Origin of the sequence: Hoskinsella mucinilytica, from assembly GCF_045223415.1 — a bacterium.
Taxonomy (GTDB): Bacteria; Bacillota_I; Bacilli_A; order Erysipelotrichales; family Erysipelotrichaceae; genus Hoskinsella; species Hoskinsella mucinilytica.
In genome coordinates, this window is record NZ_JBEQZJ010000014.1 from 1 (window position 1) to 15,963 (window position 15,963).

General features: G+C 36.2%; 14 protein-coding genes and 1 pseudogene. 2 read left to right on the top strand and 13 right to left on the bottom strand.

Features of this window, described 5'->3' with window-relative positions; translation table 11 throughout:
* Nucleotides 1-179: 179 nt before the first annotated feature.
* The 3 genes and pseudogenes from nrdD to lepB all read right to left on the bottom strand — a co-directional run.
* Nucleotides 180-281, bottom strand: a pseudogene (gene nrdD, locus UGRO018_RS06335) (anaerobic ribonucleoside-triphosphate reductase); the annotation flags it as partial.
* On the bottom strand, nt 277-465 hold the full coding sequence (locus tag UGRO018_RS06340; protein WP_416325626.1) for a hypothetical protein: 189 nt from the start codon (nt 463-465) through the stop codon (nt 277-279). The gene UGRO018_RS06340 and the pseudogene nrdD, both read right to left, overlap by 5 nt.
* A 107-nt stretch (nt 466-572) precedes the next feature.
* Complete coding sequence (lepB, locus tag UGRO018_RS06345; protein WP_416325627.1) at nt 573-1,199, bottom strand: signal peptidase I; 627 nt, start codon at nt 1,197-1,199, stop codon at nt 573-575.
* A gap of 215 nt (nt 1,200-1,414) precedes the next feature.
* On the opposite strand from lepB, the gene UGRO018_RS06350 reads away from it, so the two are divergent.
* The gene (locus UGRO018_RS06350) at nt 1,415-4,024 is read left to right on the top strand and encodes a diguanylate cyclase domain-containing protein (protein WP_416325628.1); all 2,610 of its coding nucleotides are present in this window, start codon (nt 1,415-1,417) and stop codon (nt 4,022-4,024) included.
* A gap of 15 nt (nt 4,025-4,039) precedes the next feature.
* On the opposite strand, the gene UGRO018_RS06355 is transcribed toward UGRO018_RS06350, so the two are convergent.
* Nucleotides 4,040-4,390, bottom strand: a complete 351-nt coding sequence (locus UGRO018_RS06355) for an Hpt domain-containing protein (protein ID WP_416325629.1) — start codon at nt 4,388-4,390, stop codon at nt 4,040-4,042.
* A 129-nt stretch (nt 4,391-4,519) separates the two neighbouring features.
* Here UGRO018_RS06355 and UGRO018_RS06360 point away from each other — a divergent pair, with 129 nt between their 5' ends.
* Complete coding sequence (locus UGRO018_RS06360) at nt 4,520-5,989, top strand: GntR family transcriptional regulator (protein WP_416325630.1); 1,470 nt, start codon at nt 4,520-4,522, stop codon at nt 5,987-5,989.
* A gap of 1 nt (nt 5,990) precedes the next feature.
* Here UGRO018_RS06360 and UGRO018_RS06365 read toward each other — a convergent pair whose 3' ends face one another.
* From UGRO018_RS06365 to atpF, 9 genes are all read right to left on the bottom strand, one after another.
* Complete coding sequence (locus UGRO018_RS06365; protein ID WP_416325631.1) at nt 5,991-7,484, bottom strand: HD-GYP domain-containing protein; 1,494 nt, start codon at nt 7,482-7,484, stop codon at nt 5,991-5,993.
* Nucleotides 7,485-7,613: 129 nt separating this feature from the next.
* Nucleotides 7,614-8,921 carry a diguanylate cyclase domain-containing protein gene (locus UGRO018_RS06370; protein ID WP_416325632.1) on the bottom strand — a complete coding sequence of 436 codons (1,308 nt, stop codon included), beginning with the start codon at nt 8,919-8,921 and terminating at the stop codon, nt 7,614-7,616.
* Nucleotides 8,918-10,495, bottom strand: coding sequence for a sensor domain-containing diguanylate cyclase (locus tag UGRO018_RS06375; RefSeq protein WP_416325633.1), 1,578 nt, complete (start codon nt 10,493-10,495; stop codon nt 8,918-8,920). Before UGRO018_RS06375 ends, UGRO018_RS06370 begins: the two co-directional genes overlap by 4 nt.
* 210 nt (nt 10,496-10,705) lie before the next feature.
* Complete coding sequence (gene atpC / locus UGRO018_RS06380; protein ID WP_416325634.1) at nt 10,706-11,104, bottom strand: ATP synthase F1 subunit epsilon; 399 nt, start codon at nt 11,102-11,104, stop codon at nt 10,706-10,708.
* Nucleotides 11,105-11,107: 3 nt separating this feature from the next.
* Nucleotides 11,108-12,511 (bottom strand): F0F1 ATP synthase subunit beta, encoded by a 1,404-nt coding sequence (gene atpD / locus UGRO018_RS06385; RefSeq protein WP_416325635.1) that lies wholly within the window; start codon nt 12,509-12,511, stop codon nt 11,108-11,110.
* Nucleotides 12,512-12,517: 6 nt separating this feature from the next.
* Nucleotides 12,518-13,366 (bottom strand): ATP synthase F1 subunit gamma, encoded by an 849-nt coding sequence (gene atpG / locus UGRO018_RS06390; RefSeq protein WP_416325636.1) that lies wholly within the window; start codon nt 13,364-13,366, stop codon nt 12,518-12,520.
* Nucleotides 13,367-13,369: 3 nt separating this feature from the next.
* On the bottom strand, nt 13,370-14,890 hold the full coding sequence (gene atpA / locus UGRO018_RS06395; RefSeq protein WP_416325637.1) for a F0F1 ATP synthase subunit alpha: 1,521 nt from the start codon (nt 14,888-14,890) through the stop codon (nt 13,370-13,372).
* 10 nt (nt 14,891-14,900) lie between these two features.
* Complete coding sequence (locus tag UGRO018_RS06400) at nt 14,901-15,449, bottom strand: F0F1 ATP synthase subunit delta (RefSeq protein WP_416325638.1); 549 nt, start codon at nt 15,447-15,449, stop codon at nt 14,901-14,903.
* Nucleotides 15,437-15,955 carry a F0F1 ATP synthase subunit B gene (gene atpF / locus UGRO018_RS06405; protein ID WP_416325639.1) on the bottom strand — a complete coding sequence of 173 codons (519 nt, stop codon included), beginning with the start codon at nt 15,953-15,955 and terminating at the stop codon, nt 15,437-15,439. The genes UGRO018_RS06400 and atpF overlap by 13 nt, the downstream gene beginning before the upstream one ends.
* Between the last annotated feature and the right edge of the window lie 8 nt (nt 15,956-15,963).

Sequence of the window (15,963 nt, forward strand, 5' to 3'; positions counted from 1 at the left end):
CCAATGGTTTCACCTCTGTCTTTCTAGGCTCGCTATATAGAAATGGCCCTTACCTATCTACATACGTAAAACAGGGGTGAAAATCCTAAATTATTTTAAAAATTTTTTATTTTTTATCTTTTTTATTCAAATACGAACATAAAGAATCTAAAAAAAAGAAAGTGCATATTTCACACTTTCTATCCATGCTTCACACGATCTTTTTCTTCTGCACGTTTTGCATCATTGAAACGATCTACCGTACCTACTAAATAACCTGTAATACGTCTGATCTTTTTAAACTCCTTCTGGCTGTAAATGATAACCTAACTCAACCTCTTCTCCATCAAATTTTAAATCAATGCTCTCGATTTCTTTATGTGGATTGTTTTTTCTAATATGTGCAATATACGCTTTTGCTTCTGATTCTGTGATATCCTCGTTGGTATGAATCTGGATACCTTCAACTATTTTTTCGTAATCCATATGTACTACCTCCTATCTCTATTATAGAAACAGCGGAGGCAAAAATCAATGATACTGCCCAATCCCAATATCTATTTAGAAAAAAAGTGTCATTCAACACTTTTATATCAAGATTCTTTAGCACCATTACCTACTATTTTCATATGGTTGAATGGGAATGCCACATAGACATCCTTTCCGATAATATCTTCACCTTTAAAAGGACCTACAACACGAGAATCACTTGAATTGATCCGATTATCTCCCATTAAGAAATATTCATCATCATCAAGTATCACTTCATCAAAGTCACTGGTAAAGTTATCTCCACGTGCACGTACTGCATTGGCATGTTCATTATCTAAATAAGGCTCATCAATTGCCTTACCGTTAACATACACTACATCATCTTTTGCATAAATACTATCGCCTGGCATTCCGATGACACGCTTTACCCAATCTTCATTCATTCTCTCATTTTTTACGATTACAACATCAAAGCGCTTTACACCAGAAAGTTTTCTGCTGATGATATTCATCACTCCGATATCTTCATCCATCAAAGTTGGATACATACTTTTCCCATCTACTCTTACCGGTTTTACAATAAACGTTGTGATTAACCATACAGCAATAAAGCAGATGACGAAGGTTCTTGCCAAATCAAACAGCTCATATTTCCATCCGCTTTTTTTCTTTATATCTTTTGTTACTTCTTCATTTTCATTTACTTCCGGATGATTATTTTCTTCCATAGGGCATCTCCTTTTTAACAGCATTATTATAGCACCATACTTATGAAATAGAAACCTAAGATTTCTGAAGATTTCTTTATATTCTGAAGTATTTAAGATTCATCATTTTTCATTTGAACAATGGTGAAACGATAAAATGATAAAAATTGAACAAACAGAAGCAAGAATTATGATATACTTAAGATATAGTAAACTTATCATAAAGGAGCATGAACATGAAGCACGTCAAAGAAATTGACATTGATAATTGTCAAAATGTATTACATGCGATTTCCAACCCCATCATCATTATGGATTTAGAGAAGAATATCAAGTTTATGAATGAAAGTGCAAAACAACTTGTAGATATTCCTTATGAAACATGCCTCAATCAAAAATGCAGTTGTTTTCATACACCTTTTTGTGATACCAGCAATTGTTGTGTAGAACGCTTTTTACGTGGAGAAGACGGCATGATTCAACATGGTCCCAATGATACCGCAAATCGAGTTTCCATTTCTTATTTATATGATGATCAACATACTCCCATTGGATATATTAGTGTTTCTACTGATGTAAAGGAATTGCTACGCACACAAAGAGAGCTTGTGATCAATCAGGAACGTTTTAAAATAGCTCTTCGACAATCCAAAAGTCTTTTGTTTCGTTATGATCCATACAAAAAAACAGTTTCCCGTATGGATACAACAAATAAACTTACCTTCCATATTCTTCCCTTATTTGATACCTTATCTCATGTCCCTCAATTTCTATGGGAGCATAAGATTTTAGCACCTGAAAACATACCCGATATCATTAAGATGTGTGATCAAATTGCTTTAGGTTGTAGTGAATGCGAATGTAGTGTGAGATTAAAGACACAGGATCAAGTATATCGCTGGTTTAACATTCAATGTACCACAATTTTTGATCATGACGGATCGGTCATTGAAGCAATCGGTATTTTAAAAGATATTACAGAAGAAAAAGAACTAAAGCAAGACTATCAAAGCAAGAAAGAATATTTTGATATCGTATCATCAGAATATATCCACGTTTATGAGGTAGACCTTAACACCGGTGAAATCACCAGTATCAATCAGAATTGTCCGGATGATCTAAAATTTCCTGATGGTTGTACCTACGATGAAATGCTACTTGATTTGAACCAATATATAAACCCCGATGATTCATCTATTCTCCATGAGAAACAACGTTCCCAGTTGATCAAAAGATTTCAGAATGGAGAAAAACAATATATTTGTGAATATCGTAGAATCATTGATAACCGCTATCAATGGATACGAAGTACCATGAATTTTGTAGAGCAACACAATGGGCATGTACTGGCAAGAGTATCTATTAAAAATATCAATGAGGAAAAATGTAAAGAAGTAGAGTGGAAAAAGAAAGCAGAGCGTGATTTATTAACTGGATTATACAATCACATGACAGCTCAAGCAAACATAAATAAGATCATAAAACATTATCCAAACGATCTTCATGCCTTTATCATCATTGATTTGGATAACTTTAAGGAAACAAATGATACCTATGGACATTTATTCGGCGATCTTGTTTTATCCTTCGTTGCGAAAAAAATGGCACAGTTATTTCCTAAAAATAGCATTCTATGCCGTCTTGGGGGTGATGAATATTCTGCATTTATTCCATCAGTAACTTCCAGAGAATCGATTGTTTCCATCTGTGATCTATTATGCAGTATACTAAAAAAAGAATCTCTTCAAGGTTATGAATCGGCTAGAATTTCAGTTTCTTGTGGTATTTGTTTTTATGATAAAGAAACCTCTAGTTATAACGAACTATATCGTAAAGCCGATATTGCTCTATATTATGGAAAGAACAACGGTAAAAATCAATGTGTCGTCTTTGATCGTAAGATGGAGGAATATGCATCCCTTATTCATGGAAAAACAGATAAGAAAATATCAGATCCTTTTGAGAATAATATCAGAGAATTGATATTCAAAACCTTATTTACTTCTGATGCAACGGACTTTGATGATACCTTGCTTCATGTCTTAAAAATGATTGCGCTATATTTTCATGGAGACCATTGTTATCTGATTGTTTTTGATAAACAAAAAGCAACAAGTAATATGATCATGGAATGGACAGAAGATGAGCAAATGGCTTTTCGACCACATATTGATTCCTATCCAAAACATCTAATAAATGAATCAGCTTTATTATTTGAAAGCAGTCAAGAGCATATGATATTTGCCAGAGAATCTAAATACCTAAACATTCCTCATATCAGAAATATATTATCCAGTGCCAAAGCAAAAACCGCTGTTATGATGCGTCTTCATCTAGATGAGGCTCATAGTTTGATTATCGGTTATTGTAATCACAAGGAAGTACAAGAATTCAGTCGTAGACAAAAGGATGACTTTAAAACTATCTTTGAAGTTATTGGTATCTTTCTTCAAAATCAAAATCAGAAATTACAACAAGAAGAAAATCTAAAAACAATGATGGCTTTGTTGGATCACATCGGTTATGCAATTTATGTTATTGACCCTAGTAATCATTCCATCATCTATTTCAATAAAGAAATTCAAAAATCCTTTCCTAAATTGAAAAAAGGGGCTCTTTGTTATGAATGTTTTCAACAAATAAAGCTCCCTTGTACACATTGTCCTATTCGTAAGCTAAAACATGAAGAAGGGGAAAGCGTTGCTACGGATATTTACAATCCTTTATTGAATTGCTGGATCCATACTGTTGCAAATGTCATTGAATGGCCAGATGGACATCGTTATATTTTATTATCTTGTATTACAGAACAAGCCTTACAGGCACATAAAAACCATGATGACTGATCATGGCTTTTTATATTATTCCGATAAAAGCTCATCAATTGCCTTGATGGTTGCATCATAATCTTGTTTGACCGCAAGATATAAATCTTCCACATTTTTCTTTTGTTCACGTAGTGCTGTTGTCAATTGATTGCTAGATGTCGCAAGATTCATCATATTCAAATTGACACTGACACCTTTTAATGTATGAGCACAGCGAAAAGCTAAATCATAATCTTGTTGTTCAAGAGCTTGTGTTAATTGTTGCATGGTCTGATCTTCCTTAAATCGCTTAAGATATTTTATAATTCTAGCTTCACTTCGCATGAGATACATGATTTCATCATAATCTCCTCCCATAAGCGTATAACATTCTTTTACATTCATATGTATCACCTCCTTCATTCTCATAGGGATCTTGCCTTATCTGTATTTTCATCAAAATAACCGATAGAAATCAAATCTATCAAAGAAGATTTGTTTGCGGTATAATAGAAACAAGGCAGGTGGACATTAATGAAGAATGATATCGTGATGTACGAGCAAGTATATCGAATTCTAAAAGATAAAATAGAAAACGGACGCCTACGTGAGGGTACGAAGATTCCTTCTCGTAGTGATCTCTGTCATGAATATCATACTTCAGAAAAAACGATTCGCAAAGCGTTAGAGCTATTGAAAGAAGATGGACTCATCTATTGTGAAAAGCGAAAATGTCCTATCGTGGCAAAACGTGATATGACCTCTAACTTTCCTATCGAACAAAGACAAGTCAATGCATCCATTGCTTACGATATCATGAAATCAGGGGCTTATCTTTGTTATCCATTAAATGAATATGGCATTCACCTTTGTTCGCCAAAAGAGCTTGCAATTGCGGAAGATATCATTCAACAAATGGATCTTTATGACCCTCAACAGTTTTGGCTTGATTCCAAACGAGTCTGGCGTTTTTTTATTTCACGGATCGGCAATGATTTGATCTTTAGAGTCATTACCGGTTTGGGCTTTTCTGATGTTACTACATTACCAGGCACCTATGCATTGCGTTCAAAATACAAACAAGATCTTTTAAAGCTAATGGAATTAGCACGTTTGAAAGCGGATTTGACTTCTGTTCAATTTGATGATTTTACTATCTTATATGACTTTATGCAACCAGATGCTCAGCCTTCTGCAAATACCCATGTATGCATTCATTCCCCGTTATATAAAGGAGTAGATGACTTTGAACAAATCATCTGCAAGGGAGAAGATCGTTGTGCTAGCGTATATATGGATTTACTGAGCATGATGGTTTCCGGACAATACAAGTTAGGTGATCGTTTACCTTCCATCATCCAATTACATCAAAGTTATAATGTAAGCATCAAAACTGCATCTAAAGCTGTTCAACAGCTTCAACAATGGGGTGCTGTTACTTCCATTCGTGGAAAAGGTATCCATGTGGTGATGAAACAAATCGAACTGACAAATATTCATCTTGATCCATCCCTTGTTGCTCATCACGTTCGACGCTTTTTGGATAGTTTGGAATTTCTAATGCTTATCATTGAACAAACAGCCCAATTAGTTGCCCAAAACATTCCCAAAGAAGATGCCTTGCAGTTGCGCTGTGAATTAACAGCTATGTGGGATGACTATCAAATTTATCACATGTCATCTCGTGTTTTGTTGAATTTTATCACGAATAATATCCCTTATCAAGCATTGAGGGTCGTATATGAACTATTACAACGTAATTTTAGAATCGGTCGATCTATTCCTTGTTTGCTCAACCTTGGGGCAACCAACTCGAATCGTGAAATTCATGAGCGTATCCTAACTGCAATCGATGCCTTGATCAAGCAAGATATTTCTTTGTTTGCGACTTTATGCAAAGATATCTTTACCCATATTTACCAAGAATCCATTCTTGCTTGTAAACATCTAAACTATTATGATGCCGCTATGAAGGTGTATGATGGAACTATTTTATGGAAATAAATCACATCTGTGTTTTTACAACGTGTCTGTAAAGCTCAAATAAAGTTGTTCCATGTTCAGGTACATACGCAACTCCACAATCCTTCCACAAAGATATGATGTTTTCTACATACCGTTTTACTTCTTTTTCATCATGGTCTTCAATATAAATCATGATGTTTTCTTTTAGTCCATGTGCGATGATAGCATCCTCACATATTTCATTAATGTTATGCAATATCTCATACATCTTTTTCTCTTGCGATGAATCAAAATATAACAGCAAGTAAGCACCACATGATGAACGATCTAATAACTTTTCCGTAATTAAATATTCACCGGTATGAGTATCGAAGATAGAATGTTGCGGTAAAGCTTCATGGTATGGTTTGTTATCCACTTCTTCAACTTGCATAAGTTCTTCGTTCACTAAATAATAAAGATCAAAAATATTTTCTTGTTTACGACAATAATCATTTATTTTTTCATCTATCGTATCCGCTATGCTCAAGAAACATGTGATGATTTGTGGATTAAACACACCACACTCATGATTTATGATCATATGAACTGCCTCTTGATGTGAATATGCCTTTTTATAGACACGTTCACTAACCAAAGCATCATATACATCCGCAAGTGATACCACCTGTGCACTAATTGGAATTTCCTCTCCTTTTAGACCATCAGGATAACCAAAACCATCCCATCTTTCATGATGCCAACGACATATTTCATGGCAATATTGAAGAAGACTTTCTCGTTTTGCAAATTTTAAATTGTGAATCATTTCATCTGCAATTACCGTATGTTGTTTCATGACAGTATATTCTTCATTGGTCAGCTTTCCTGGTTTATTTAAAATTTCCTCAGGAATAGAAATTTTACCGATATCATGAAGTGCAGCTGCATTTGAGATCATCTTGATCGTACCTTGATCCAATGCATATTGTGGATATTCTTTTACCAACTGATTGAGTAGGATTTCAGTTATTGCTCGTATACGAATCACATGCATTCCCGATTCTCCATTACGAAATTCTACCACTGAGCTCAAGATATTGATCATCAACATATTATTTTTTTCATTTTCCATAACTTGACGATTTACCTTATTTTTTAAGCTATCAAGTTTAGAATATAACATGATGGTATTACGTATACGTTCTTGAATGATTTCGTGATCAAAAGGTTTTCTAATATAATCGATGACACCATAAGAAAAACCTTGACGTATCGATGCAAGAGAGGTTTCAGAAGAAATAATGATGACAGGTACATCCTTACCCCAACTATATTTTCGCATCTCTTCTAATATTTGTAATCCATCCACACCAGGCATATGAATATCAAGTAATAATAAAGCAATATTACCTTCCCTATTCTTTAATTCTAACAATGTCTGAACACCGTTTTCCGCTTCTAATACCTCATAATCATTGCTGAGAATATCACACAAAATAGATCGATTAATTGATGAATCATCTGCTATCAAAATTGTTTTAAGCTTTTTCATAAAGACCTCCATCCGATTCACAGGTTTTTTAAATATGATATTATTACATCCTGTAATCTCTTTTTTTATCAATAAGAGGATACCTATTTTTTTACCCTTTATACAACTTCCATTAGAAAATAAATCATCTTATTCTATGTTTTTCTGCAAACGCTTCTTTGCTGCTTCAATTAAGGAAGCTGCGGTATCACCATCCATAGGGTATGTTGCAATGCTATGAATAGGTTCTATAAATAATTTTTCACCTTTATATTTTTTCTTCCAAAATAGCTGTAATATGAAATCATCAAGTAAGCTGGTAAGGGCTTCATCATGATATTCGTCATAAATGGCAATCGCAAGAGTTTCTTCATTTAATCGTGCCGATATTACCTCATTTCCAAAACAATCCTTAATTTTTTCATGTACATGAGCGAAATATTGAGTTTGTTCACCCTGTTCACTGACGTTTTGTATTTCGTGATAACCCTTTAACTCAATATATATAACAACAAAGCCTTTTGTGCCATCTCGATGGATCCTTTGATTGATATAATGGTAAAAACCATTCTGATTCAAAAGTTTACAATTAGGATCTGTATAGCTTACACGTTGCAACTCTTCTAATCTTTTGATATAAAAATATGCAAGTCCTATGAGAATCATCACAAGAAGTCCGCTTCCCACACAGATAACTTCTACTTGATACCATTCTTCATCACTGATCCATCCATTCTTAGGTTGAATGCTAAGGTTACTATTGGCAGGTAAACTAAACTCTTTTTTCAAAGCATTAGAGAAATCAACAGATGTATCAGATACAGCAATGATATTTTTATGTTCACCAAGTTCATTTACAGTCCAAAGTTCATAATCATAATTGCCTTTCTTTAATTTATCTAAGCCAAATTGTTCAATGACATAATCTGCATCCAAAGCCGCTACGATCTCTCCGATATATTCCTCATCATGTAATAAAGGATATAGAAACAAAAAGACATCTTTTTGGTTTGTTTTTAGTTTTTCCGGTCCTTCTACCACTGTTTCCTTGACAACTTTCGCAAGTGTATAACTATAAGACAACCCACTAATATTTTTTCCTATCGATTCATGATATTCTTGTTCAGGTAAAATGGTCTTGAGAACATCTCCTTGAATAAAGGCAAGAAATAAGATATGTTCATTTTCTTTCCGTAAATCTTCAGCTCGTTCCTTAAACAAACTCAAATCAGGCTCATCTTCATGATCAATTGTATAAGAAAGGTATTCTGCATAATTCATATTTCCTATTTTTTCAATCATTTGTGTATAAAATAAGTCCAAAGTCGTCTGTACGCTTTTTTTGCGTTCATCTATGATATGTTGCTGAAACAGATATGCGCCAAACAGAGAACTGAAAAGAACACAAATGCTGAAAGCGATAAATAAAAGCAGCTTTCTTTTCTTTGTTAATTTCATAGCTCTTTTACCTCGCCATCAAGAAACACAGAATAGCTTCCTTTTCCATGACGTTTTACATCATATAAAGCTTTATCGGCATTGGCTATCAATAGTTCCAAAGGTTCATGATTTCGCCTGATACTGGCACCAATACTGCTATGAATAGCGATATTCTCTTCATTGAATTGTAAGGTAAAGGTCAAGCGCTCTACCATTTCACTTAATATTTCTTTCAATTCATCTAAATCATCTACATCGCTCATGATCAAAACAAATTCATCTCCACCATATCGCCCAACGATACCATCATATTTTCTTTCATATTCACGTAAGATTTTTCCTATGGCTTTCAAAGCAGCATCCCCTGCCAAATGCCCATAAGTATCATTTAATATTTTCAAATCATCCAAGTCCACAAAACATAAAGCAAGTGTCGAAGTTTTATTGCATCCTTCTAAAAGTTGCTCCGCTTGATTTAAGAAGAAAACACGAGTTGCAGCACCGGTCAAATCATCTTTTAAACCTTTTCCTGTAATCTGCATGATATTCTCATAATCCACATCATAAGATGGCATGCCACGTTGCATTTCTTTTTCCATTTTATGAATCGTGGTCAATATTCTTTGCATAGAATACGCTTGCATCATAATGTGTTTTCGTACAAAGTAGTATAACATCAAGGTCAACATAGCAGACAGTATGGAAAGTGTGATGAGATATGGTAACATCGGAATCAATAAAGAAAGAAAATCAACACTAACGATAACATCCCAGTTTGTATTTTCAACCGGTCCATATTTTGTATAAATGATATTACCGGATTTAAAACTTTGATAATACCCCGTTTTTCTAGACAACATGTTAGCTTCTAATTGGTCTGTAGTTACGCCAAAAATGCGAGTTCCTTCATAAACCGAAGTAAAATCCGCACCATATGACATACCATTTGTCGAAGACATTATTTGACCTTTCGATCCGATTAGAACTGCTTCTGCTTTATTCGCAGCTACAGCTTCTTCCATAAATTTCACAGTATCATCGAATTTAATTGCACAAAACAAACTTCCGGTAATGACACCGTTTTTCTTTAAAGGTACGGCTACCGTATAATTCAACGTTTTACCATCTGCTCCTGCTACAAAACTATCCGTTACCACATTCTTTTGCGTAGCAAATAGCTTTTGCATATATTCTCGACTTGCCAAACTGGCAGGCTCTTCTCCAATGGTATAAACTTGTATGTCTGAATCAACATAACAAATCATCATATAGTCATAGCCTTCGTTAATTTTATCAAGTTTCTCTACTTTTTCTTCCCAAGGTATCGAAGGATCATTATATTCTGGCAAAGAGGCAAGTGAGGTTAGAAGCTTGATAGACTCTTCGATTTTTTTCGAAACCTGGGCAGAAGCGCTTTGAAATGCAGCCTCCGTATTTTGTTTCATCGTCTGAAAAGATAATAAGATACCACAAAAAAGGATCGTTATGATATTGAGTATACCAAATACAATAAAAAGCCTGCGAACAGGAGCAATCGGCATTATCTTCTTTTTCTGATCCATTGTTTCTTTTACTTTTTTCTTCCTGGTCATGCTTCACCTCTATCTGGTTCAAGATTACTTGCATCTATCAAAATCATTCTTGGTACCAATATATAACAATTATAGCAATAACATCTTATCAAATCAATAAACTATTCTCATTATAAGGCATATTTAAAGATTTTTATCGTAAATTTTAGCAATCGTATGTATAAATTATGACAAATATATGACGAAACAAAAAAAAGAAAACGCTGATGATCAGCGCTTATCTCCATATACATGTATACGGTTGATGGCTTTTGCCAATGCCACTTCCGCACGTTTGATATTTGTACGACTATCTTGTTTCGCCAATCTAGCTTCTGCACGTTGCTTCGCACGCTTGGCTCTTTCGATATCGATTTCTTCACGACCTTCAATGGCATCTGTCAGTATACGCATTTCATTATCCGCAAACTGCATCAGACCTCCGGCAATCGCATAATCCTTATAAACTCCTTTTTCCTTTAAGGAACAAGAACTGGTTTTCAACATTGCCACCATTGGAATATGGTTGGGAAGAATTGTTGTATCACCTTCCACAGTTGTCAGATGTACTGCCTCCACACTCCCATCCTTGTATAGTCCAAGGGGAGTAATGATCTTGATCGTAATCATAGCTTAACCTTCATTCAACGTTTTTGCTTTTTCCACAGCCTGTTCAATGGTAGAAACAAACATAAAGGCTGCTTCAGGAAGATCATCATATTTACCATCTAATAATTCCTTGAAGCTTCTGATCGTATCTTCTAAGGATACATAACATCCAGGAATACCGGAGAATACCTCCGCAACATTAAATGGCTGAGATAGGAAGTTACGTACACGACGAGCTCGATTAACGATCACTTTATCCTCTTCACTCAACTCATCCATACCAAGGATGGCGATGATGTCTTGTAGTTCTTTATAACGTTGTAGAATCTGTTGAACACCACGAGCAACCTCATAATGTTCTTCTCCAACAACCAATGGATCCAAGATACGAGAACTGGATTCCAATGGATCTACAGCCGGGTAAATCCCCAATGCCGCAATATCACGATCCAATACCGTTTTCGCATCCAAATGGGTAAATGCGGTTGCCGGTGCAGGGTCTGTCAAGTCATCAGCTGGCACATAGATTGCCTGAACGGATGTGATAGAACCATTCTTAGTGGAAGTAATACGTTCCTGAAGCTGTCCCATTTCTGTCGCTAATGTTGGCTGATAACCAACTGCACTTGGCATACGCCCTAATAAGGCACTAACCTCAGAACCTGCTTGTGTGAAACGGAAGATGTTATCGATAAACAACAATACATCTTGATGATCATGGTCACGGAAGTATTCTGCCATAGTTAATCCTGTTAAACCAACACGCATTCTGGCACCTGGAGATTCATTCATCTGCCCATAAACCAAAACCGTTTTATCCAAAACACCGCTATCCTTCATTTCATGATACATATCATTACCTTCACGTGTACGTTCTCCTACACCGGTAACAACTGACATACCACCATGCTCTTTCGCAATATTGTGAATCAGCTCCTGAATCAATACGGTCTTACCAACACCGGCTCCTCCAAACAAACCGATCTTTCCACCTTTGGAATAAGGACATAAAAGGTCAATGACCTTGATTCCGGTTTCCAGCATTTCTGCACTTGTTTGTTGTTCATCAAAGGTTGGCGCCTTACGATGAATCGGCCATTTACTAGATGTCGGTGTTTCTCCTAACCCATCAATTTCTCTTCCTAATACATTATACATTCTACCAAGTACTTCTTTTCCTACAGGAACACTGATTGGTGCACCGGTATCGATTGCATCCATGCCACGTACCAAACCATCTGTGCTTCCCATAGCGATACAGCGTACTCGATCATCTCCTATGTCTTGACTGACCTCAACAATCAGAGACTCTTTATCTTTCATTGGAATTTCGATCGCAGTCAATAGATCCGGCAGTTCACCATTTTCAAAGACAACGTCAACGACCGGCCCAATAACCTGAACGATTTTTCCGATATTTTTACTCATTAGCTGCTACACTCCTTCCAGCGCATTGACAGCACCAACGATTTCTGTAATTTCCTGGGTGATGCTTGCCTGTCTTGCCTGATTGAATTCCAGTTCCAGGGTTTCTTTAATTTCATCCGCATTATCTGTGGCACTTTCCATTGCCATTCGTCTGCTTGCCTGTTCACTTGTTTTTGTTTCCAGAAAATAACTGTACAATAAAGAACGTACATACATTGGTACTAAAGTATCCAATATTTTATCTCCTGCTGGTTCAAATTCAGTAACTGCATTGCTTTTGTTTTCACGTTCTTCTTTTTCCACAGGCAACAATGTTGTAATCTGTGGCGCAAAGGTAACGGAATTAACGAATTTTGTATAAAGAATACGGATTTCGGATATTTCTTTTTTGCGGTACATTTCCAAAGCCATATCAGCTACTTCCATAAGTTCACTATAACATTCATCCTCTAAATCAAGCTCTTCTCGAATGACATGATAGCCTTTATTATGGATCCATCCTGCCCCACGTCCTCCGATCATCACGATATCATCCTTTTTTGATACATCGTTTTGGATCATACGAAAGACATTGGCATTATATCCACCACATAGCCCCATATCACTTGTCATGACAATGGTTACTGCCTTATCAGCATCATTTTTTTGAAGATAGGGATGAAGACTATGTTCCACAGAAGAAAGAATTTCTTGCACGGTTTCTTTAAGATAATATGCATATTCCCTATTCTCTTCCATGTACTGTTTTTGTTTTTTTAGCTTACTACTGGCAACTAACTGCATCGCTTTGGTTATTTTACGAGTTGAATCTACAGAACGGATACGTGCTTTGATCGCTAACTTACCTGCTGCCATAGATTATCCTTCTATCAAATTTTTAAATTCTGTCGCAAACGCCGTCAATGCATCCTTGATGCTATTTTCTAAATCCTTGTCCAAAGCCTTCTGCTCATTGATCTTTTCAATGATATCAGCATGTTCTCTTTCCATATATTTTAGCATCTCTTTTTCATATACTTTGATATCTTCAACCTTGACGGGTTTCAGGAATTTATGTTTTGCCGCAAATAAAGACAATACCTGATGTGCAACCGGCATAGGATCATACTGGTTCTGAATCAATAAAGCGGTCAATCGCTCACCATGTGCCAGTGTTTCCGTTGTAGCCGCATCTAAGTCACTACCGAATTTCGCAAATGCCTGCATTTCTCTAAACTGCGCAAGTTCTAACTTCAAAGATCCACTGACCTGTTTCATTGCCTTGATCTGTGCTGCACTACCTACACGAGATACTGACAATCCACTATCAACTGCAGGACGAACACCACTGTTAAATAGCTCTGTCTGTAAGAAAATCTGTCCATCTGTAATGGAAATTACATTGGTAGGAATATATGCTGCGATATCACCTGCTTGCGTTTCGATAATCGGCAGTGCCGTTAAACTACCGCCACCTAATTCATCATTTAATTTCGCTGCACGTTCTAAAAGACGACTATGCAAATAGAAAACATCACCTGGGTATGCTTCACGTCCCGGTGGACGTTTCAACAACAAGGACATGGTACGATAAGCAACTGCATGTTTACTCAAATCATCATAAACGATCAATACATCATCACCATTTTCCATCCACTCTTCACCGATTGCACAACCTGCATATGGCGCAAGATATTGTAATGGAGCCGGTTCACTTGCTGTAGAAGATACGATGGTCGTATATTCCATCGCCCCATGGCTTCTTAATTTTTCTACGATCTGTGCAACGGTACTGGCCTTTTGACCAATCGCTACATAGATACATTTCACATGATTATCCTTTTGATTGATGATGGTATCAATGGCAATCGCCGTTTTACCTGTTTGTCTATCACCGATGATCAACTCACGCTGACCCTTTCCAATCGGAATCATAGAGTCAATAATTTTTAATCCTGTCTGAACCGGCTGATGTACACTTTTTCTTGTCATAACACCTGGGGCAACACGTTCTACCGGACGGAATTTTTCACTTTTGATTGGTGCTCCTCCATCAATTGCCTGTCCCAATGCATTTACAACACGACCTAACATACCATCGCCAACAGGTACTTCAACGATTTTTCCTGTACGCTTGACTTCATCGCCTTCTTTAATGGCAGCATCATCACCCATCAAAACAGCACCTACATGCTCCTCCTCAAGGTTTAATACCATTCCATAGACATCTTGCGGAAACAAAAGAAGTTCTCCTGCCATTGCATTAGCGAGTCCATGTACAAGTGCGATCCCATCACCGATGGTAATTACAGTTCCTGTTTCACCGGTTTCCAGGTCATCGTCATAGCGTCTGATCTGCTCTTTGATCAGTTTGCTTATTTCTTCTGGTCTTAAGCTCACCACATTCACCTCACTTGTCTGCTTCAGATGCAACGACTTGTTTTTTCAAACGTTCCAGCTTTGCTTTTGCTGTATTATCGATGATCTGATCATTGATTTTGATACGGATCCCTGCCATCAGGTCTTCATCAACACTGAATACAGGATCTATTGTTTTACCCAGCTTTTTCTCCAGGGTTTCCTTTAATCTTGTTTCTTCCTGCTGAGATAACGCATGTGCACTCTTGATCAGCACAACCTGAATGCCCATTTCTAAGTTATAACTCTTTACAAATTCCTTTGTAATATCAGGAAGGATACGGAAACGATTTTTATCTACCAAAAGTTTCATAAAGTTTAAAAGCATAGCTTCAATTTTGTCTTTATATACGCTTTCCAGCAATTGTTTCTTTTCTTCTTTTCTGATTTTCGGATGATTCATGACACTTTGAAATTTTGTATCCTGTACCATCAAATCTCTAACCAAGCAAAGCTGTTCTTTATAAACATCTAACTTATGTTCTTCCTTTGCGATTTCAAACAACGCATCACAATAGCTTTTCGCTGCTATGCCTGCCATGTATCATCACCTGCATGTTCAATAAATTCATCCACATACTTCTGCTGATCTTTTTCATCAATTTCTTTTTTGATGATTTTTTCAGCAGCCTCAAACGCTACATCGGTAATCGTCTGTTTCAATTCTTTCTGTGCCTGAACCTTTTCACGTTCAATATCAGCCAATGCTTTTTCTTTGATACCTTGTGCTTCATTTCTTGCCTTGTTTAAAACCTCTTTGCGTTCTTCACTGGCATTTTTCGTTGCACTATCTATGATCGCATGTGCTTCTTCTCTGGCATTTGCCAGTTGATTTTCATATTGAAGCTTGTAATCTTCTCCCTCTTTACGAGCGGTTTCTCCTGCTTGAATATCTGCGGCAATCAAATCATGACGCTTCTGGAAGAAGTCAAGAACGACATCCCAGAAGAAATGTTTCGCTACCAAACAAATGATCAAAGTAGAGATACAGACAAGAATTACATCAACAGGGTCTAATCGCAGGTAATTTGTAATATCAATATTCATTTTTTAAA

Coding starts and splice junctions, on each gene's coding strand:
- UGRO018_RS06340 (WP_416325626.1), bottom strand. CDS start 465: ATGGATTACGAAAAAATAGTTGAAGGTATCCAGATTCATACCAACGAG.
- lepB (WP_416325627.1), bottom strand. CDS start 1,199: ATGGAAGAAAATAATCATCCGGAAGTAAATGAAAATGAAGAAGTAACA.
- UGRO018_RS06350 (WP_416325628.1), top strand. CDS start 1,415: ATGAAGCACGTCAAAGAAATTGACATTGATAATTGTCAAAATGTATTA.
- UGRO018_RS06355 (WP_416325629.1), bottom strand. CDS start 4,390: ATGAATGTAAAAGAATGTTATACGCTTATGGGAGGAGATTATGATGAA.
- UGRO018_RS06360 (WP_416325630.1), top strand. CDS start 4,520: ATGAAGAATGATATCGTGATGTACGAGCAAGTATATCGAATTCTAAAA.
- UGRO018_RS06365 (WP_416325631.1), bottom strand. CDS start 7,484: ATGAAAAAGCTTAAAACAATTTTGATAGCAGATGATTCATCAATTAAT.
- UGRO018_RS06370 (WP_416325632.1), bottom strand. CDS start 8,921: ATGAAATTAACAAAGAAAAGAAAGCTGCTTTTATTTATCGCTTTCAGC.
- UGRO018_RS06375 (WP_416325633.1), bottom strand. CDS start 10,495: ATGACCAGGAAGAAAAAAGTAAAAGAAACAATGGATCAGAAAAAGAAG.
- atpC (WP_416325634.1), bottom strand. CDS start 11,104: ATGATTACGATCAAGATCATTACTCCCCTTGGACTATACAAGGATGGG.
- atpD (WP_416325635.1), bottom strand. CDS start 12,511: ATGAGTAAAAATATCGGAAAAATCGTTCAGGTTATTGGGCCGGTCGTT.
- atpG (WP_416325636.1), bottom strand. CDS start 13,366: ATGGCAGCAGGTAAGTTAGCGATCAAAGCACGTATCCGTTCTGTAGAT.
- UGRO018_RS06400 (WP_416325638.1), bottom strand. CDS start 15,449: ATGGCAGGCATAGCAGCGAAAAGCTATTGTGATGCGTTGTTTGAAATC.
- atpF (WP_416325639.1), bottom strand. CDS start 15,955: ATGAATATTGATATTACAAATTACCTGCGATTAGACCCTGTTGATGTA.